This is a genomic window from Alteromonas hispanica (genome assembly GCF_010500915.1).
GTDB lineage: Bacteria > Pseudomonadota > Gammaproteobacteria > Enterobacterales > Alteromonadaceae > Alteromonas > Alteromonas hispanica.
The window spans coordinates 211,029-231,254 of record NZ_JAAAWP010000007.1 but is presented as its reverse complement, the minus strand read 5'-3'; the positions used below and the strand labels follow the sequence as shown (position 1 = coordinate 231,254).

Annotated in this window: 19 protein-coding genes; 13 read left to right on the top strand and 6 right to left on the bottom strand. The window is 44.2% G+C overall.

The window, feature by feature from the left end:
- The first annotated feature begins 70 nt into the window (after positions 1-70).
- Entirely contained in the window at positions 71-565 is a 495-nt protein-coding gene (locus GTW09_RS12590; protein ID WP_163112200.1) for a SprT family zinc-dependent metalloprotease, read from the top strand.
- Positions 566-588: 23 nt separating this feature from the next.
- Here the strand turns inward: GTW09_RS12590 and yfbV are convergent, their stop codons facing one another.
- Positions 589-1,038, bottom strand: a complete 450-nt coding sequence (gene yfbV / locus GTW09_RS12585; RefSeq protein WP_163112162.1) for a terminus macrodomain insulation protein YfbV — start codon at positions 1,036-1,038, stop codon at positions 589-591.
- Positions 1,039-1,414: 376 nt separating this feature from the next.
- Between yfbV and trxB the strand changes: the two genes are divergently transcribed.
- The 4 genes from trxB (at position 1,415) to infA (ending at position 4,263) form a co-directional block, all read left to right on the top strand.
- Positions 1,415-2,380 (top strand): thioredoxin-disulfide reductase, encoded by a 966-nt coding sequence (trxB, locus tag GTW09_RS12580; RefSeq protein WP_163112161.1) that lies wholly within the window; start codon positions 1,415-1,417, stop codon positions 2,378-2,380.
- 39 nt (positions 2,381-2,419) lie between these two features.
- The gene (gene aat, locus GTW09_RS12575; RefSeq protein ID WP_163112160.1) at positions 2,420-3,166 is read left to right on the top strand and encodes a leucyl/phenylalanyl-tRNA--protein transferase; all 747 of its coding nucleotides are present in this window, start codon (positions 2,420-2,422) and stop codon (positions 3,164-3,166) included.
- Between the two features lie 65 nt (positions 3,167-3,231).
- Positions 3,232-3,969: an arginyltransferase gene (locus tag GTW09_RS12570; protein WP_071979156.1), complete on the top strand. Its 738-nt coding sequence runs from the start codon at positions 3,232-3,234 to the stop codon at positions 3,967-3,969.
- Positions 3,970-4,044: 75 nt separating this feature from the next.
- Positions 4,045-4,263, top strand: coding sequence for a translation initiation factor IF-1 (gene infA, locus GTW09_RS12565; RefSeq protein ID WP_008844395.1), 219 nt, complete (start codon positions 4,045-4,047; stop codon positions 4,261-4,263).
- A gap of 72 nt (positions 4,264-4,335) precedes the next feature.
- On the opposite strand, the gene clpA is transcribed toward infA, so the two are convergent.
- Positions 4,336-6,612: an ATP-dependent Clp protease ATP-binding subunit ClpA gene (gene clpA / locus GTW09_RS12560; protein ID WP_163112159.1), complete on the bottom strand. Its 2,277-nt coding sequence runs from the start codon at positions 6,610-6,612 to the stop codon at positions 4,336-4,338.
- Between the two features lie 24 nt (positions 6,613-6,636).
- A complete protein-coding gene (gene clpS, locus GTW09_RS12555) occupies positions 6,637-6,957 on the bottom strand; it encodes an ATP-dependent Clp protease adapter ClpS (protein WP_071979158.1) in 321 nt (106 codons plus the stop codon).
- A gap of 208 nt (positions 6,958-7,165) precedes the next feature.
- Here clpS and cspD point away from each other — a divergent pair, with 208 nt between their 5' ends.
- Positions 7,166-7,384, top strand: a complete 219-nt coding sequence (gene cspD / locus GTW09_RS12550; RefSeq protein WP_032096523.1) for a cold shock domain-containing protein CspD — start codon at positions 7,166-7,168, stop codon at positions 7,382-7,384.
- 197 nt (positions 7,385-7,581) lie between these two features.
- Here the strand turns inward: cspD and GTW09_RS12545 are convergent, their stop codons facing one another.
- Both GTW09_RS12545 and GTW09_RS12540 read right to left on the bottom strand, forming a co-directional pair.
- A complete protein-coding gene (locus tag GTW09_RS12545; RefSeq protein ID WP_163112158.1) occupies positions 7,582-8,442 on the bottom strand; it encodes a polyphosphate kinase 2 family protein in 861 nt (286 codons plus the stop codon).
- 232 nt (positions 8,443-8,674) lie between these two features.
- Positions 8,675-10,894, bottom strand: a complete 2,220-nt coding sequence (locus GTW09_RS12540) for an NADP-dependent isocitrate dehydrogenase (protein WP_163112157.1) — start codon at positions 10,892-10,894, stop codon at positions 8,675-8,677.
- A 656-nt stretch (positions 10,895-11,550) separates the two neighbouring features.
- Between GTW09_RS12540 and GTW09_RS12535 the strand changes: the two genes are divergently transcribed.
- The 7 genes from GTW09_RS12535 to GTW09_RS12505 all read left to right on the top strand — a co-directional run bounded on the left by GTW09_RS12535 (position 11,551) and on the right by GTW09_RS12505 (position 17,615).
- Positions 11,551-12,099, top strand: coding sequence for an rRNA large subunit pseudouridine synthase E (locus GTW09_RS12535; RefSeq protein WP_163112156.1), 549 nt, complete (start codon positions 11,551-11,553; stop codon positions 12,097-12,099).
- A gap of 264 nt (positions 12,100-12,363) precedes the next feature.
- Positions 12,364-13,485 carry a tRNA 2-thiouridine(34) synthase MnmA gene (gene mnmA / locus GTW09_RS12530; RefSeq protein WP_338024956.1) on the top strand — a complete coding sequence of 374 codons (1,122 nt, stop codon included), beginning with the start codon at positions 12,364-12,366 and terminating at the stop codon, positions 13,483-13,485.
- A complete protein-coding gene (gene hflD / locus GTW09_RS12525) occupies positions 13,485-14,111 on the top strand; it encodes a high frequency lysogenization protein HflD (protein ID WP_163112154.1) in 627 nt (208 codons plus the stop codon). Before mnmA ends, hflD begins: the two co-directional genes overlap by 1 nt.
- A gap of 43 nt (positions 14,112-14,154) precedes the next feature.
- On the top strand, positions 14,155-15,522 hold the full coding sequence (gene purB / locus GTW09_RS12520) for an adenylosuccinate lyase (RefSeq protein WP_163112153.1): 1,368 nt from the start codon (positions 14,155-14,157) through the stop codon (positions 15,520-15,522).
- 108 nt (positions 15,523-15,630) lie between these two features.
- Positions 15,631-16,743, top strand: coding sequence for a cupin domain-containing protein (locus GTW09_RS12515; RefSeq protein WP_163112152.1), 1,113 nt, complete (start codon positions 15,631-15,633; stop codon positions 16,741-16,743).
- 21 nt (positions 16,744-16,764) lie between these two features.
- On the top strand, positions 16,765-17,223 hold the full coding sequence (locus GTW09_RS12510) for a GNAT family N-acetyltransferase (protein WP_163112151.1): 459 nt from the start codon (positions 16,765-16,767) through the stop codon (positions 17,221-17,223).
- A 170-nt stretch (positions 17,224-17,393) separates the two neighbouring features.
- On the top strand, positions 17,394-17,615 hold the full coding sequence (locus GTW09_RS12505) for a PGPGW domain-containing protein (RefSeq protein ID WP_163112150.1): 222 nt from the start codon (positions 17,394-17,396) through the stop codon (positions 17,613-17,615).
- A gap of 126 nt (positions 17,616-17,741) precedes the next feature.
- On the opposite strand, the gene ppsA is transcribed toward GTW09_RS12505, so the two are convergent.
- On the bottom strand, positions 17,742-20,114 hold the full coding sequence (gene ppsA / locus GTW09_RS12500) for a phosphoenolpyruvate synthase (RefSeq protein ID WP_163112149.1): 2,373 nt from the start codon (positions 20,112-20,114) through the stop codon (positions 17,742-17,744).
- Between the last annotated feature and the right edge of the window lie 112 nt (positions 20,115-20,226).

The following is a 20,226-nucleotide window of genomic DNA, read 5'->3' as shown; positions in this document are numbered from 1 at the left end:
CGGGCTAGCAAAAAACGCCGTTTTATACGGCGTTTTTTATTGAGCGTCATACAACTTAGGAAATTGCACCATCGCTTCACGTGACTTAACTGAGCAACAGCGTCAGCAGATACAAGCTGAAGTTGAAAGCTGCTACTTAAAAGCAGAGCGCTACTTTAAAAAAGTATTCGAGCGCCCTCTCCTTTCTTATCGGCGCTCCGGAAAGAATGCCGGCACTGCTTTTCTTCAGCAAAATAGGATAAACATTCATCCATTATTATTTTCAGAAAATCAGGAGGAATTTATTCACGACGTTATCCCTCATGAAGTAAGCCATTTGCTGGTATGGAATTTGTTCGGCCGCACTAAGCCCCATGGAAGAGAATGGCAGTCTATTATGATAGAAGTGTTTAACCGTTCACCAAGCACAACACACAGCTTTGACACGAAAGGCGTAGTTAATACCGTCGCGTACCGCTGTAACTGCAGTGAACACGCTATTTCACTGCGCAGGCATAAAAACGTATTATCAGGAAAGGCTCAGTATCGGTGCCGTAAATGCAGCGGTGAACTGGTGGCTGTCTAAATATATGTGCTATTGCGAACGAATTAGTTAAACCAGTGTTTTGTAAGTGCGTTATCAAGGTCGTTGAAAGCAGTTTTCAAAAGCTGTGCAAGCTCTTTGTATTTAGGCTTCGTTTTTACAGCCGCTAAATGACAACCATGAGAGCGCATCTTAGAATGTACATCCTGATACCAACTGTTTAGCTGAGGCGGTAAATACTGCTCTGAACGATGACCGAGCCACAGTAAGCCCTGAATGGGAAGGCTGAGGAAAAACAACGCCATTGCGATGGTTTGAGGAATGTAATCCGTTCCTAAATTCTGGATAAGCAAAAGACACGTTACCATAGCTGCTGGAGGCATAGTCTTCACCGCGAATTTTGTAGCAGCCACAACTCGACACTCTGGAAAAAAGCTGTACAACTCTTTTCTCATAGGCCAAGTTTTCATGTAATGCTGGCCATCTTTTAACATGGTCAAAACAGTTTGTGACATGCTACACCTCTCGAAGTACCTACAGCACAACGGACTAAATCCTCAACTCTCTAGATTGTAATCCTCTTTTACGTTAATACAAGACTCGCGTGAGGTCTTATCACCCGTAATGGATGTTTTTCCATCAGATTGCCGAATCTTAATTTTTTATGGCAAGATATCGACAAATTTTATCAACGCCACTCGTATAATATTGATATCCTTACGAGCAAAATTATGGTTTGGATGCTAAACGTTGTGTCAACATTTAGCGTTCGGTGCAAATTTAGTTAAAGAGAGTGTGGCTAGCGGTTGATTTACCCGCAAATGGCCTCACTTTATCGATATTAGACGAATTAAATAACACAAACCGCAAACGGTTTTATTGGAGATTAAAATGGCAGAAAGCAGACACGTCCGTCTTCTTATTCTAGGTTCGGGTCCTGCGGGTTACTCAGCTGCAGTTTACGCAGCACGCGCAAACCTAAATCCTGTATTACTTACAGGGATCCAACAAGGCGGACAGCTTACTACCACCACAGAAGTAGAAAACTGGCCGGGCGATCCTGAAGGTTTAACCGGGCCTGATTTAATGGTTCGTATGCAAAAGCACGCAGAAAAATTCGATACCGAGATCATTTTCGACCACATTAACAAGACAGACCTTACCAAGCGTCCTTTCACGTTATATGGTGATAGCGGGACTTACATCTGTGACGCATTGATCATATCAACGGGTGCATCTGCAAAGTACTTAGGTCTTGAATCAGAGCAAGCGTTTATGGGTAAAGGTGTATCGGCCTGTGCTACCTGCGATGGTTTCTTCTATCGCAACCAGAAAGTAGCCGTAGTGGGCGGCGGTAATACAGCGGTAGAGGAAGCTCTGTACTTATCAAATATCGCTTCTGAAGTGCACGTAATCCACCGAAGAGACACCTTTAGGAGCGAAAAAATTCTAGAGCAGCGTCTGCGCGATAAAGCCGAAAACGGTAACGTTGTGCTGCACCTCAATAAAACGCTTGATGAAGTACTCGGCGACGAAATGGGTGTAACCAAAATTCGCATCAAAGATACCGATGGCGATGGAACGGAAGAGTTGGATGTAATGGGCCTTTTCATTGCTATTGGGCACAAGCCAAATACCGATATTTTTAGTGGCCAGCTTGAAATGAAAGATGGCTATATTGTTGTAAATAGCGGACTACACGGTAACGCTACACAAACAAGTGTGGAAGGCATATTTGCTGCAGGTGATGTGAGTGACCATGTATATCGTCAAGCAATTACCTCAGCTGGAACCGGCTGTATGGCTGCTCTTGATGCGGAAAAATTCCTTGATGGAATGGCTTCTGAACAAGGCTAAGTGGGTCCATCGCCCCTTTTATTCGAAGGGGCGCTTCTCATGTTAGCACTGCACTACATCGAGAACGGTGCCCCCTTCCCTCCGATAGATGAAGCCTTAAGCGAACCAAATGGTTTGCTTGCATTTGGCGCAGACCTCAGTCCCCGAAGATTATTTTCTGCTTATTCTCAGGGAATTTTCCCTTGGTTTAGTGATGATGAACCACTCTTGTGGTGGTCACCAGATCCCCGAGCCATTATTGAATTAGACAGTTTTTGTGCGTCTAAAAGCCTGAGAAAACTCGCAAGGCAACAAAGGTATGTTGTTACGTTAAACCGTGCTTTCGAGAGAGTAATCAATGCCTGCTCTTCCATACCGAGGGCCACACCTTCAGGTGACGATGTTTCTAACGAAACTTGGATCACAGAAGACATGAAGAACGCTTATTCACAGCTCCATGGACTTGGCCTCGCCCATTCTGTTGAGGTATGGGAGGAAGATGAATTAGTAGGCGGCTTGTATGGCGTTGGCATAGGCAAGGTTTACTGTGGAGAGTCTATGTTCCACACCAAAAGTAATACGTCAAAGTTAGCCATGTATGCATTGGTAAAGCATATGCAAAAACAGAATATGGCTTTTATTGATTGCCAACTACCTACTGACCATTTATCTTCTTTAGGGGCTATTACATTAAGTAGAAAGCAATTTATCGAAAAGCTTCAGGCCAACAACCACACGTTGAATAGTGAAGGCGAACTTTGTACCAATTATGTAACGCAATGGCAGCCCCAAGTGCTAAATTTATAAGAGTAAAGAACTGATAAAGAGTGTGAATCCAATGAGAATACTGACGTCATGAAAGAGGTAACACCGTGAAGTTTGGAATTACTCAATCATTTTCATGCAGCTATCTTCCAGATGAAGAGGAAAGACTTCTCGTTTATGCCGAGGAGGATCCATTTTTAAGCTCTCGATATTCTCAACTTATACAGGCCGGTTTTAGACGTAGCGGAGAACAAATTTACCGCCCGCACTGCGTGAACTGCAGCAAGTGTCAATCTGTTCGCATACCGGTAGATGTGTTTGTGCCATCGCGCAGTCAAAAACGCGTGCTTAAACAGAACTCTTCGCTTTCCGTCCGCTTTACCAACACAATTAGCGCAGAATATTACCCGCTCTATGAAAGATATATCACCGAAAGGCATTCTGACGGTTCGATGTACCCACCTTCTCAGGTGCAATTTGACAACTTTATTAAATGTACGTGGATGTCTCCCTTTTATTTGGAAGCATATGACGGAGATAAGCTCGTAGCGGTTGCAGTCACTGACGTACTAGAGGACAATACGTCCCCGGACACATTAGGTACTGTGCGGCATTCTGCATTATCTGCTCTATACACCTTTTTTGATCCAGACTACTCCGCTTCGTCCTTGGGAACATGGATGATACTAATGCAAATTGAGCAAGCTAAGTTAGCCGAGCATCAATATGTCTATTTGGGGTATTACGTTGAAGGGTGTCAAAAAATGTCCTACAAGCACAAATTTTATCCCTTTGAACAGTTTATAGACAACCAATGGTGCCTATTTACTAAAAAACCCGCTTAATCGCTTTACACTGCGCGCAAGATTGGTTAATGTCTGCGCGGCAAAAATTTTGAATTACTGAGGTAACTGCTTTACATGGCAAAAGAAGATTGTATTGAAATGGAAGGTACTGTGTTAGACACACTACCTAATACTATGTTCCGCGTAGAACTAGAGAACGGCCACGTAGTGACTGCTCATATTTCTGGTAAAATGCGCAAGAACTACATCCGAATTCTTACTGGCGATAAGGTCACTGTTGAGATGACTCCTTATGATTTGACTAAAGGTCGTATCATTTATCGCGCGAGATAATGAGCCATTGAAGCGGTAACGCATAAAAAAAGCCCGATAACTTTATCGGGCTTTTTCATTTGTGCTATTACACTAGCTAGTTTCAGCCTGCTCAGACTTTGTGTCCACACCGCTATATTCGAATGTCAGCTTGTCGCCTACATAATCGACTTTCACGTTGCCGCCTTTAGACAATTCACCGAACAATAACTCGTTGGCGAGTTCTTTCTTCAGTTCGTCTTTGATCAAGCGTGACATAGGTCTTGCACCCATTGACCTGTCGTAACCCTTTTCAGCCATATAAGCACGTGCTTCGGCAGTGACTTCTAACGACACTCCCTTAACGTCTAGTTGCGCTTGCAGTTCAATAATAAACTTATCGACTACCTGTAAAATCACTTCAGAATCTAAATGATTGAACCAGATGATACCGTCCAAACGGTTTCTGAATTCTGGTGTAAACACCTTGTTGATTTCACTTAGAGCATCGTGGCTATGATCTTGCTGTTTAAAGCCAATAGACTTACGAACAGTCTCCTGTACGCCAGCATTTGTGGTCATTACCAATACTACATTTCTGAAATCAACTTTACGCCCATTGTTGTCGGTTAGCGTACCGTGATCCATCACTTGCAGCAGAATGTTGTATATATCGCTGTGTGCTTTCTCAATTTCGTCAAGTAATACTACCGAATAAGGATTTTTAATAACCGCATCAGTTAACAAACCACCTTGATCGAAGCCAACATAGCCCGGAGGAGCACCTATCAAGCGACTTACCGCATGACGTTCCATATATTCAGACATATCGAAACGCACTAGCTCTACGCCCATAATATTAGAAAGCTGCTGTGTAACTTCTGTTTTACCTACGCCCGTTGGGCCTGCGAACAAGAAACTTCCAATGGGTTTGGTTTCAGCACCAAGACCAGAACGCGACAGTAGGATGGCGTCGTTAAGGGTTTCAATCGCCTTGTCTTGTCCAAATACCACCATTTTAAGGTTGCGGCCAAGGTTCTTAAGTACTTCTTTGTCAGAGGCGGATACAGACTTCTCAGGAATGCGAGCCATTTTGGCAATAATTTGCTCGATATCACCCACGTTGATAGTTTTCTTACGCTTAGATGGCGCTAGAAGTCGTTGACTTGCGCCCGCCTCGTCCATCACATCAATGGCTTTGTCTGGAAGATGCCTTTCATTGATGTACTTGGCAGACAATTCAGCCGCAGCCTGAATTGCTTTTTGCGTAAACCGTACGTTGTGGTGATCCTCATAACGGCTTTTCAGTCCGAGTAGAATCTTTGTGGTGTCGCTGACGCTTGGCTCGGTCACATCAACTTTTTGGAAACGACGCGCTAGGGCACGATCTTTCTCGAAAATACCTTGGTATTCTTGATACGTTGTCGAACCTATACAGCGTAGCTCACCACTCGAAAGCTTAGGCTTAAGTAAATTCGATGCATCCATAACGCCGCCTGAGGCCGCGCCTGCACCGATAATGGTGTGGATCTCATCGATGAACAAGATTGCGTGCTCGTCTTTGCTCAGCTCTTTCAATATCGCTTTCAGACGTTTTTCAAAGTCGCCGCGATACTTAGTGCCCGCCAACAAACCACCAAGATCGAGAGAGTAAACTGTACTTTCAGCTATAACCTCTGGCACATCGTCATTCACAATGCGGTAGGCTAAACCTTCCGCAATCGCTGTTTTACCAACGCCAGCCTCCCCAACCAATAACGGGTTATTTTTGCGTCTACGGCACAGTATTTGTATGGTCCGTTCCACTTCGGAATCGCGCCCGATAAGCGGGTCTATCTTGCCGTCTTTCGCCTGGCGGTTTAAATCGCTTGCGTATTTACTAAGCGCAGTACCATTTTCTTCGCCACCTTCAGATTCTTCTGGCGTTTCGGAATTAATAGATTCATCGTCTTCCGCTTTGCTAACGCCGTGGCTAATGTAATTCACAACGTCTAGACGCGTTACGTCTGCCTTTTTGAGAATAAAGACAGCTTGCGATTCTTGCTCGCTAAATATAGCCACCAGCACATTGGCACCGGTTACTTCATCTTTGCCTGAAGATTGAACGTGAAATACTGCTCGTTGTAAAACTCGCTGAAAACCTAGCGTTGGCTGAGTTTCTCTTTCGTTGAGTTGCTCATCTAATATAAGTGGCGTTGTGTCTTTAACAAAAGAGAGCAATTCACTTTTGACGGCTTCAATATCAGCACCACACGCCTTTAGAGCATCGCGAGCTGCTGTGTTGTCAAGCAATGCCAACAGCAAGTGCTCCACCGTCATAAACTCATGGCGGTGCTCTCTGGCAAATACAAACGCGCTGTTCAGCGTTTGTTCTAATTCTTTATTTAACATATTGCTCGCCCTCTACAAATTGCCTTATGCCTGCTCCATGGTGCACATCAATGGATGTTGATGTTTGCGTGCATATTGATTTACCTGCATGACTTTGGTCTCTGCAATTTCAGCGGTAAAAACACCACAAACCGCTTTCCCCTGATAATGAACGGTAAGCATAAGTTGGTTGGCTTTCTCAGCATCCATATTGAAGAACTGCGTGAGAACCTCTATAACAAAATCCATCGGTGTATAATCGTCATTATTCAACAACACTTTATACATGGGAGGCGGCTGCGGCTTTTGTCGCTGCGCGTCTTTTTGTTTTTCCTTGTCGATACTAATAGCGTTGTCTTTACTCATAACTTAATAATAGTGTGTTACCGGCAGATGTCTTTAAACTTTTGGATAAAATTAATTCACATTTGCTCTTGACATAATATGGTTAAAAAATCTACATTTTAATTGTGACATTGAGTATCTGTCTATATCGATACTCAATTCACTATGCTTCCGGATCTATAATGGGGGCATAAACGTGTGAGTTCAAGGATTAAGAGGAAGTCGAAGTATGGCGGTTGGCAAAGTTAAATGGTTTAACAACGCGAAAGGTTTTGGGTTTATAGTTCCAGAGGAAGGTGGTGACGACATTTTTGCACACTACTCAACTATCCAAATGGAAGGCTATCGCTCATTGAAGGCGGGTCAAGAAGTGCAGTTCGAAGTGCAGCAAGGGCCTAAGGGTTTGCATGCCGAGAACATTGGGTTCGTCGAAGAACCAGAGCGTTAAAAATTTCTAAGCTGCCCGGCATCAAGGTCGGGCGCTTCTCTTTTTGCTGTTCAAGCCAGTCTTTTGCTAGCATTTTAAGCATATTGTGTTAGTTCTACCTTTCGATTGCTTGGGCTTACAAAATGCAGCTTTCACTCATTAATGAGTATGGAAACTCTTTGCACTGATTATTCTATATCCGGTTATTCTATATCCGGTTATTCTATATCCGGTGACACATCTAATTGCTTTGATGCCATTTTAATGAGGTCTTCATCAAGTTTTGGAGGCTCAATATCGACTCCGTCGCTTAAGCCTTCAACAATACAGCGAAGTACATCTACCCTTGCCTGCCATTTGTGTTCACCCTGAATAATTTTCCACGGTGCATAGTCAGTATTTGTTTTAGCAAACATATCATTGATAGCGTCGATATAATGATGGCGTTGGTTCCGGTTATGCAAGTCTTCGGCGGTAAGCTTCCAGCGCTTATAAGGGTTGTGAAGGCGCTCCTCAAACCGTTTCCGTTGCTCTTGCGATGAAATATGCATAAATAATTTAATTATGCGAACGCCACTGTTGTGAAGCGTGCGCTCAAATTCGTTTATTTCTTCATATCCCCGCTGCCATTCTTCCCGAGTGGCGAAACTATCGACTCTTTCAACCAAAACTCGCCCGTAGTGAGAACGGTCGAACAATGTAATATGACCAGGAGCAGGCACATGACGCCAAAATCGATATAAAAAATGTTTGGCCTGCTCTACTTTTTCAGGTTTTGAGATGGGAATAACATGAATACCTCGAGGATCTAACTTTTCCGTAACCCGGCGAATTGCCCCACCTTTACCAGAGGCATCCCAGCCTTCAAATATAATTATTGCGCGACGATTTTGGTGAAAGTAGGCTTGTTGAACATGGAATAAATTTTCTTGCCATGCTTTTTCTTCTGCTTTATAGGTATCTTTATCAGTGTAACGGGAGGGATTAAATGTGGTGTTTAGCTGCAAATTCACCGAATTTTGCACTCGAGAACTTCCTTGCGATGTTTCGTTTGCCAATGTTTTGCTCTCGTCAATCATAAACAACATTCCCTATTTATCTTCACTTATCCTATAGCCTAGCGTAAGCGAGAGAAATTATAAAACCTGGGTAAGGCGTCATTAACCATCATTATTAAAGAGGCAAAAAAAAACCAGAAGCCGAGCTTCTGGTTTTTTGCTTTTTAAATAATAATGGTTGTGCCGTTTTAGGGGCTCAATACATCGAGAATAAACACAAACGCGTTTATAAACCGATGCCTATGCCGCTTGTTTAAGCGCCCATAATAGCTTTAAGCGTTTCGCTTGGTGACATTGCAGCGAAGACCTTGTCTTCATCCGGGTAGTAGTAACCACCAATCTCCTGCGCTTTGCCTTGCGTCGCATCAATCTCTGCAATAATGTCATCCATTTTTGCCGACAGCTCATCGTACACAGCTTTAAACTGTGCAGCCAACTCTGCGTCTTCAGTTTGATTTGCAACTTCTTGCGCCCAGTAAAGGCCAAGATAAACATGGCTGCCACGGTTATCAAGCTGACCAGCTTTACGCTGTGGAGACTTGCCGTTATTAAGCAGCGCTTCTGTCGCTTTATCCAACGCATCCGCAAGGATTTTTGCTTTTGGATTCTTATGCTTAATAGCAACATCTTCTAGCGAAACCGCCAATGCTAGGAATTCACCTAGTGAGTCCCAACGTAAATGACCTTCCTCAACGAACTGCTGAACATGCTTCGGCGCTGAACCACCTGCACCAGTCTCATAAAGACCACCACCAGCCATCAGTGGAACAATAGATAGCATTTTGGCACTCGTACCAAGCTCAAGGATTGGGAACAAATCTGTTAGGTAGTCACGAAGTACGTTGCCAGTTACAGAAATTGTATCTAACCCGCGAATTGCGCGCTCCATGCTGTAACGGATTGCACGTACTGGAGACATAATTTGAATGTCTAAACCGGACGTGTCGTGGTCTTTCAAATAGGTGTTTACTTTTTCAATAAGCTGGGCATCGTGCGCACGCTCATCGTCTAGCCAAAATACCGCAGGCATACCTGATTGACGTGAACGAGTAACTGCTAGCTTAACCCAATCTTGAATAGGCGCATCTTTCACCTGACACATACGCCAGATATCGCCTTCCTCTACGTCGTGAGAGATAAGCACGTTGCCGTCTTGATCTACGATAGACACTGTACCATCAGCTTCCAGCTCGAATGTTTTATCATGAGAGCCGTACTCTTCTGCTTTCTGTGCCATTAGGCCAACATTCGGCACTGTACCCATTGTAGTTGGGTCGAATGCACCGTGAGTTTTACAGAAGTTAATGACTTCTTGATAAATAGTTGCGTAAGTACTTTCAGGAATAACCGCTTTTGTATCGTGTGCCTTTCCATCTGGTCCCCACATTTGACCAGAGTTACGGATCATTGCAGGCATTGAAGCATCAACGATAACGTCGCTTGGTACGTGAAGGTTTGAAATACCTTTATCAGAGTTAACCATTGCCATCGGCGGTCTGTCTGCATAACACGCATTGATATCTTTTTGAATTTCAGAGCGCTGGCTTTCCGGTAGGGTCGCTATCTTGTCATAAACACTACCTAAACCGTTATTAGGATTAACACCTAACTCTTCGAAGAGATCGCCGTATTTGTTAAATAGGTCTTTGTAAAAAACCTTAACGCAGTGTCCGAACACAATAGGATGCGACACTTTCATCATTGTTGCTTTAACGTGTAATGAGAACAATACGCCAGTGTTCTTCGCATCTTCAATTTGCTCTTCGAAGAATTCGCAAAGCGCCTTCTTGCTCATAAACATACCGTCGATAACTTCGCCAGCTAGCAAATCTACACGTGGCTTAAGTGTTTTCTTACTGCCGTCTTTACCTGTAAATTCAATACTCACGTAGCCATCTTTTTCTACCGTTACCGACTTTTCAGCAGAGTAGAAATCGCCACCGCGCATGTGTGCAACATGTGAACGAGAAGCCTGAGACCACTCCCCCATTGAATGAGGGTATTTACGTGCAAAATTCTTCACAGCTGTAGGAGCACGACGGTCAGAGTTACCCTCGCGCAATACAGGGTTTACCGCGCTTCCAAGCACTTTACTATAGCGCTCGCGAATTTCTTTTTCTTCATCAGTTTTAGGAGAGTCAGGGAATGCAGGAACATTAAAGCCTTTGTCATTAAGTTCTTTGATTGTAGCTCGAAGCTGAGGGATAGAGGCACTGATATTAGGAAGTTTGATGATGTTTACATTTGGATCTTGTGTCAGGTTACCAAGTTCAGATAATGCATCTGGTACTTTCTGCTCTTCTTCTAGGTAATCTGGAAAATTAGCAAGAACCCGAGCAGCTAGTGAGATGTCACTGAGTTCGACATCGATGTCTGCAGCTGCGGCAAACTTCTTGATAATTGGAAGTAACGAATACGTTGCCAACATTGGCGCTTCGTCCGTCTTCGTATAGATGATCTTAGACTTGGTCATTATATACCTCTATTTAGTCGGCAGAGCACTGCCTTTTTTAGTCCATTTTGTCGTAACGACCCGCTGCAAAATGCAGCGCCCACGGCCATTGCGATACGTAAATACGTTTCTCCTCGCCCATCACATGTGAGCAAGTTAGCTTTCGTCTTCGCTTTTTGCCGCACGTCCCTCTATTCATCCACCGACGAGCGTCGCATGTCGCGACAGCTTCTTATTCATTGGAGTGGAATTATTTTGCAACAAACAAACGAATGCACGGCCTATACAACTAACCGCGTACATTAGTATAGGGTCGAAAGTTTGAGTTACAAGTCATACCATTGTCTTAGTGACAAAGATCAATAAATCAATCGTTGAAAATAGCGGCTATATGTTGACCTAATTGAGCAGTTTTTCAGCAAGAACGTGCCATTTAGGTATTAACATTCTCTGAAGGTATCGTGCTAACCCGATATCGTTCAAAAGCATACAAACAGCCTACTGCGTGGCGCAAAGCTTTGAAAAATGTGGATAGCCAGCATTTTTGGAACTGAAGGTTTAAACCGTGCTACGATCAATAGCTGATTATTAGTTCAAGAATAAGCAATACCACTTTAATCTATTAAATAGCGCTTGTTGTCGACTTCTTTACTTACCGTTTATTGAACAGGTTTTTCATGCAGACAGAAACTAAAGTCATTCTTTTTAACAAACCGTTTCAGGTACTTTCTCAGTTTACCGATGCCGACGGTCGCGAGACATTAAAAGACTACATTGACGTTCCAGGCGTCTATGCCGCAGGTAGATTAGATAGAGATTCTGAGGGGCTTTTAGTACTTACGAACAATGGCAAGTTGCAACATAAGCTGGCTCACCCTAAAGCGAAAACCAGTAAAACCTATTGGGTGCAGGTTGAGGGTGTTCCAGACGAAGTAGCAATCCAATCACTTCAACGGGGTGTAGAGCTCAAAGATGGAATGACTAAACCTGCAAAAGTGCGATTGATATCAGAGCCAAACGTTTGGGAAAGGCATCCTCCTGTACGATTTCGACAATCAATCCCCACGTCATGGCTTGAAATCACTATAAGCGAAGGTCGAAATAGACAGGTAAGGCGTATGACAGCACACGTAGGTTTCCCTACCCTGCGACTTATTCGTTACCGAGTAGGAAATTGGACAATAGACGGCATACCAAACGGCAAGTTAGTCAGCATAAATGCATAGGGCTACCGCTCATCCGCCCTTTGAGGGTGGCGCAGGTAATTAGACGGCTCGGGAAGTTAGACGTCACAGGCAGTAAGCCGAAAATGCTGAGCGAGTGGCCTTCACGAGGAGCAAAAACTTCGAGTTCGAATATCACAAGATATTAGTGTGAATTAAGCTGAGTATTCTGGTAAAATCCGCGACCTTTAGCGACGACCGCAACAAACCCATTATGCGCCCCGTAATCAAATATTGGGCAGCGAATGCAAATTTCTGAAAAAGAGTGTGCAAGACGTAGTGATTGACAAAAATTCGAACGCCAGCAAAAAAGTTATCGTCGGCATGTCCGGCGGAGTAGATTCATCCGTTTCAGCTTACCTGCTTCAACAGCAGGGATATCAGGTTGAAGGTCTTTTCATGAAAAACTGGGAAGAAGATGATAATGACGAATATTGCGCAGCGGCAGAAGATCTGAAAGATGCACAAGCTGTAGCCGATAAGCTGGGAATGGAACTTCACACTATTAATTTCGCCGCCGAATATTGGGACAATGTTTTTGAATATTTTCTTGAAGAATATAAAGCTGGAAGAACGCCAAACCCAGACATCATGTGTAATAAGGAAATCAAATTTAAGGCGTTTTTAGAGTTTGCAGCAGAAGATCTCGGTGCCGACTATATCGCAACGGGTCATTATGTGCGTCGTCGTGAAGTTAATGGTAAATGGGAAATGCTTCGTGGTTTAGATAACAACAAAGACCAGAGCTATTTTCTTTACACACTGGGTGAAGAACACATTGCGAAGACACTATTTCCTGTAGGCGATATCGAAAAGCCGCTGGTAAGAAAAATTGCAGAAGAACAAGGTTTAGTTACCCACGATAAAAAAGATTCAACCGGCATTTGCTTTATTGGCGAACGTAAGTTTAAAGATTTTCTTGCCCAGTATTTGCCTGCGCAGCCCGGTGTGATTGAAACTGCAGAGGGCGAAGAAATAGGCAAGCACGAAGGTTTGATGTATCACACTCTTGGTCAGCGCAAGGGTCTGCATATAGGCGGACTTGCAAAGTTTGGTGAAGAGCCGTGGTACGTTGTTGACAAAGACGTCGCTCGCAATGTGTTAATTGTGGGTCAAGGTGCTGATCATCCTCGCCTCTACTCGAAAGGATTAATCGCCAAACAGCTTCACTGGGTAGATCGCAAAACCATCACGGAGCCGTTTGAAGCTGTCGTGAAAACCCGATATCGCCAAACCGATATCCCTTGCACTATTACCCCAAAAGATGACGACACCATTGAAGTCATATTTAAAGAGCCTCAAAAGGCCGTTACTCCTGGGCAATCAGCCGTATTTTACCTTGACGAAGTTTGTCTGGGCGGCGGTATTATTGAGAGTTACATTCGATAATGTTAGATGCAGATATAGAGAATAACTTAGCACTGGCTGGTGTTTGCCAAGCCGCAGCGTTAGTGCAGCAACTTGCTCGAAAAGGTACAGCTGACAACGAAGCAGTAGAGGCAAGCCTCTCCAGTATTCTTGTAACCGACCCAGAGACACCGCAGCATGTATTCGGCAAATTAGGTAACTTACACGTTGGCTATGCCACTTTGGTGTCACAGATATCAGACAAACAGGCAACAAAAGATACTGAGTTAACGCGATATATTGCCAGTATTCTAGGCCTTGAACGCAAGCTAGCGAAGAAGCCAAAAGCCATGCAAGAACTTGGCGAACGCATTTCTCATGTTCAACGGCAATTAGCCCACGTCGATTTTCAAAACCCTCAAATAGTATCTTCTCTGGCCAGTATTTATAGTGATGTTGTTAGTCCGCTAGCACCGCGCATTCAAGTGGCGGGAAACCCAGATTACTTAGGTCAACCCGCCACACAGCATAAGGTGCGTGCATTACTACTTGCCGGTGTTAGAGCCGCCGTGATGTGGCGACAAATGGGTGGGAGGCGACGTAATATTTTGTTTAAGCGAAAGCAAATCTTAAACAGTGCCGTAAAGGCACTTAGATTAATTAACTAGTGCCGTAAAGGCGCTCAAACTAATAACTAGTGAGGAGCTCAAGGTGGAACTGAGTCAGTTAACTGCAATTTCCCCTGTCGATGGTCGATATGCTGGCAAAAGCGCTGAATTGCGCAGTATTTTTAGCGAGTATGGATTATTAAAATACCGCGTAGAAGTTGAAGTTCGCTGGCTGCAAATGCTAGCGAGCAATGCGCATATTGAAGAAGTTCCTGCTTTTTCAGAATCTGCCAATGCATTGTTAGACAGCATTGTTGCAAACTTCAGTGTAGAAGATGCTACACAAATAAAAGACATCGAACGCACTACAAATCACGATGTTAAAGCAGTTGAGTATTTCCTTAAAGAAAAAGTAGCAGCTAACGAAGAGCTAAATGCGGTAAGTGAATTCATCCACTTTGCCTGTACGTCAGAAGATATTAACAACCTTTCTCACGGCTTAATGCTAAAGGAAGCTCGCGATAGCGTTATTCTTCCGTACTGCGATAAGCTCATTGACGCCTTAATTTCTCTGGCGAAAAAGTACCAATCGGTGCCTATGATGGCAAGAACACATGGGCAACCTGCTTCACCCACGACTATGGGTAAAGAAATGGCGAACGTGGCTATTCGACTTAAACGCCAGCGTACGCAAATAGCCAATGTTGAGTTACTTGGTAAGATAAATGGTGCCGTAGGTAACTACAACGCACACTTGTCGGCTTACAAAGACGTTGACTGGCACAATGTGTCAGAGCAGTTTGTAACCTCGCTAGGCTTGTCGTGGAACCCGTTTACCACACAAATTGAACCTCACGACTACATTGCCGAAATGTTTGACGCCGTTGCTCGCTTCAACACTATTCTTATCGATTTCGATCGCGACGTATGGGGTTATATTGCTCTTGGCCACTTTAAACAGAAAACAGTAGCCGGCGAAATTGGTTCGTCCACAATGCCTCACAAAGTTAACCCTATTGACTTCGAAAATTCAGAGGGCAATTTAGGCTTGGCTAATGCTATTTTCGATCACTTAGCAGCAAAGCTTCCTATTTCACGTTGGCAGCGTGACCTGACAGACTCTACAGTACTTCGCAACCTTGGCGTAGGTGTAGGTTATGCAGTTATCGCATATCAGGCCACACTAAAAGGTATTAGCAAGCTAGAAGTGAATGAAAAGAGCCTTGCTAATGAGCTAGACAATAACTGGGAATTGCTTGCAGAGCCAATTCAAACTGTTATGCGTCGTTACGGCATCGAAAAGCCTTATGAAAAGCTAAAAGAGCTTACTCGCGGCAAAAAGGTAGATGCACAAGGTATCGCTGCCTTCATCGACAACCTTGATATGCCAGAGTCTGCAAAAGATGAGTTGAAAGCCTTAACGCCTGCCAACTACATTGGTGATGCCATAATACTTGTTGATCAGCTGTAGTTTCTCTTTAATAGTTTGAAAACAAGCGCGGTCTTTTACCGCGCTTTTTTCTTTGCTTTTCTTGTGCTTTATTTTTCATATTCTTTCTTTTTTTAAGGTTAGGCCGCAATGCAATCATTCAATATCGACACGTTTCTTAGCGAATACTGGCAGAAAAAGCCTGTCGTTTTAAAAGGCTTTTTTACTGAGTTTGTCGATCCTATCGATGAGAACGACCTGGCTGGGCTTGCTCAAGAAAGTGAGATAGACAGTAGAGTAATAAGTCGCAAGAACAACAAATGGCAGGTAGAGACAGGCCCAATTGCCGATTTTGAAAAAGCGTGCCAAGGCCAGTGGACTCTTCTGGTACAGGGCGTGGATAAATACATCGCCGATGTTCAACCACTGCTCTCTCCTTTCTCATTTATTCCCCACTGGCGTTTAGATGATCTTATGGTGAGCTTTGCCACTCAAGATGCAGGGGTTGGTGCCCACATAGACCAATACGATGTATTCTTAATACAAGGTAAAGGCTCTAGACGGTGGCGAGTGGGCGAGCCCGGCGACTACGCAGAAGTACTGCCCCACCCGAAACTTAGGCAAATAGAGGGCTTTTCGCCCATCATCGATGAAGTCCTTATGCCGGGTGATGTGCTTTATGTTCCACCAGGCTGGCCTCACGACGGTATGACAATAGAAGATAGCCTCACCTACTCCGTTGGGTATCGTGCCCCTGACAACCTGCAGTTGGCGGAAAGTCTCGCCATGATGTTAGATAAAGGCTTTGCAAACCATCGCTTCAGCGATCCAAGCAGGTTGGCGGCTTCATCTCCAGCAGCCGTAGCATCTTCAGACGTAAAAGCATTGAAGCAACAGCTTATCGATGCAATTCAATCTGATCACTTTACCCAAGCATTATTAGAGGCTATGAGTGAGCAAGGTATACCTGAATTTCCTTTAGAACAAGAAGTAACCATAGAACAAGTATCAAACGACCTCGCATCGGGAATTGGCTTTCAACCAGCACCCGGCGTAAGAGCACTTCTATGTGACGGAAAAGACGGTTTGCCCTATGCCCTTTACGTGAACGGCAGTCGTTTTGATATTGGTGAGAATGATGCAGAGTGGTATCGGCTATTAGCGTCTGGTGCCAATTTCAACGCCACTTCGTGCCAAGATGCCCCCTCTTTTGCGTTTTTACAGACATTGGCTACACTTATTAATAATGGATATTGGGAATAGCCACACGAGGTACTCTAAGCTATGACGTTTACGGTACAGTCCGTCGATTGGGAACAAGGAAAGACACTTGTTCAATCACTGCGAGAAAGCGTTTTTGTTGTAGAGTGGCGAATTCCGCAAACCACTGAATTTGATTCGAAGGACGAAACGGCTACGCATGTCGTTATGTTTGATGATGCCGACAAGGCAATAGCTACCGGCAGGCTTACTCAAACTGGAGAGCTTGGACGAATAGCGGTAAATCGCAACTATCGTACACTTCTGGTATATAAAACCTTGTTTGCAACGTTGATTGACTGTGCTAAAAAGCAGTCTTTTCCGAAGATAAACGTAGTGTGTAACCTCGACAGCGTTTCTTACCACCGCTCCCTAGGGTTCAAGCCATACGGTAGAGTTTTTATGGACGCCGGCGTTCCCCGCCAGCGTCTGCAATGCGAAGCAAAGCAATTCCCATTTCCCGACGTAGAACAAATACACTGAATACAATTCAATGACTGCATTAGCCGCACGTTTATACTCATGTATTTCTTGCGCATCGTATGCATCGCGTACAAATGGTTACATATTAAGCCTTGGCAACTGGCGCGAATAGACACAGTATATAAAGCTTGGCGCGTTTAAGTGCGCGTTTTCTTGAGGACATCGCAAAAATGAAAGCTTTACGTCTCACATTTGGTGCCTTGCTACTCGTTAGTGGCATTATCCTTACACTATTGCCAGGCTCTATACTCCTAGTGATTTCAGGGCTGGTTCTTCTAAGTTACGATTGGCCTCGAGCACGAGGTTGGCTGAAAATAAGCCAGAAGTCCATGGCCTATGGTGCCAAAAAACTAGACCGCTTTATGCTTATGAGAAAACTCAAAAAGTTTTAAAACACTAAAGTCAGCCAGTAGATACTGAGCTTTGCTCACTGGGGTCAAAAATAGAGCAATCAAAAAAGCCGCTCTTTCAGAGCGGCTTTCATAACGTATTAAGCAAATACTTTTGTAGATGTGCTTTTAACCATGCTTTTCAGCAAGGTATAGCCAGGTTTCAACAACTGAATCTTGGTTTAATGATACAGAGTCAATGCCTTCGGCCACTAGCCATGCGGCAAAATCTTCGTGATCTGATGGCCCTTGACCACAAATTCCGACGTATTTACCACGTTTCTTGGCAGCTCCTATGGCCATTGACAGCAAGGCTTTTACTGCTTCATCACGCTCATCAAATAAATGAGCAATAAGTCCACTGTCACGGTCGAGACCTAACGTTAACTGTGTAAGGTCGTTGGAACCGATAGAGAAGCCGTCAAAAATATCCAAGAACTGATCGGCAAGAAGTGCATTAGAGGGTAATTCGCACATCATGATAATGCGCAGGCCTTTATCGCCCTTCTTAAGCCCCTGCTCTTCAAGCAACTCAATGACTTTGCGTCCTTCTTCCACCGTTCTCACAAATGGGATCATAATTTCCACATTTGTCAGGTCCATTTTGTTTCGAACGCGTTTTATCGCTTCACACTCTAGCGCGAAGCAATCTCTGAAATCTTCAGAAATATAACGGCTAGCGCCACGGAAACCAAGCATTGGGTTTTCTTCATCTGGCTCATATTGATAACCGCCCACAAGGTTGAAATACTCATTCGACTTAAAGTCTGACATGCGTACAATTACTTTTTCAGGTGCAAAAGCGGCACCAATCGAAGAAATCCCTTCAACTAGTTTTTCAATGTAATATTCAGTAGGTGATTCATAACCCGCAATCATGTCGGTTATTTCTTCTTTCAACTCTTCAGGCTGGCTGTCAAAATTCAGCAGTGCCTTAGGGTGTACACCAATCATGCGGTTAATAATAAACTCTAAACGAGCAAGACCAACACCTGCGTGAGGAAGACGTGCAAAATCGAAGGCACGATCTGGATTACCTACATTCATCATCACCTTAAGCGGTAAATCTGGCATTGAATCAATGCGTGAAGTCACTACATCGAACTCAAGCTCGTCACCGTAAATGTATCCTGTATCGCCTTCGGCGCAAGACACCGTAATTTTGTCTCCGTTAGCAATGCTATCTGTTGCATTGGTACAGCCTACAACAGCAGGAATACCAAGCTCTCGGGCAATAATAGCTGCGTGACATGTACGTCCACCGCGATTGGTTACAATGGCCGAGGCTTTTTTCATGATTGGTTCCCAGTCTGGGTCAGTCATGTCGGTAACTAAAACGTCTCCGGCCTGGATCTTATCCATTTCTTCAATAGAGCCAAGTACCTTGGCAACGCCTGCGCCTATTTTGTGACCAATGGCTCGGCCTTCACAAACGATGTTGCTTTGCCCCTTGAGTTGGAAGCGCTCAATGCTTTGAGAGTCTTCGCGGCTACGAACAGTCTCCGGACGTGCTTGAACGATATACAGCTTTCCGTCAACACCGTCTTTGGCCCACTCAATATCCATAGGACGTTTGTAGTGCTTTTCAATAATTTGCGCTTGTTTAGCAAGCTCCATCACTTCGTCGTCTGACAAAGAAAATGTTTTGCTTTGGCTTGGCTCGATATCGACAATTGAGACTTGTTTACCGTGAGCTTCGTCATCGGAATAAATCATTTTAGTCAGTTTGCTACCAATGTTACGACGCACAATGGCAGGCAATCCCTTATCAAGGGTTGGCTTGTGAACATAGAACTCGTCTGGGTTAACCGCACCCTGCACTACCATTTCACCTAAGCCGTAAGAGCTTGTGATAAATACAACGTCTTCAAAACCAGACTCGGTATCGATGGTGAACATAACGCCTGAAGAGGCTATGTCACTGCGCACCATGCGTTGGATACCCGCAGAGAGCGCAACGCCCTTGTGATCGTAGCCTTGGTGAACGCGATAAGAAATAGCACGGTCGTTGAATAGCGAGGCAAATACATGCTTTATCGCAATCATTACCGAGTCGTAACCTTTCACGTTTAGAAAGGTTTCTTGCTGGCCCGCAAACGAAGCGTCTGGCATATCTTCTGCTGTTGCAGATGAACGCACTGCAAAAGAGGCTTCGTCACCCGCATCGCCTTGGAGCGTAACGAAGGCTTCGCGAATTGCTTCTTCCAGTTCAGGTTGGAACGGCGTATCGATAATCCACTGGCGAATATTCTTGCCAGCTTCAGTAAGTGCACCAATGTCATCTACATCTAACGCATCAAGCGTTTCGTGTATTCTAGCTTCCAATCCACTTTGTTCTAAAAATGCATTAAATGCTTCAGCGGTCGTTGCAAAGCCACCTGGCACCTGCACACCGGCGTTTGAAAGGTTTGAAATCATCTCGCCCAATGATGCATTTTTGCCGCCTACGCGCCCCACATCGTGCATGCCCAGTTCTTGATACCAAAGTACGTAATCTTGCACAGCCCAAGCCTCCCGCTTTTTTATGTGTAGGGTATGAGGTTAATTCCAGATTTTATTGCTTTTATTATCTGGAATGAATCAATTCGTTAATCGAAAGTTAATTGGCAGAGTA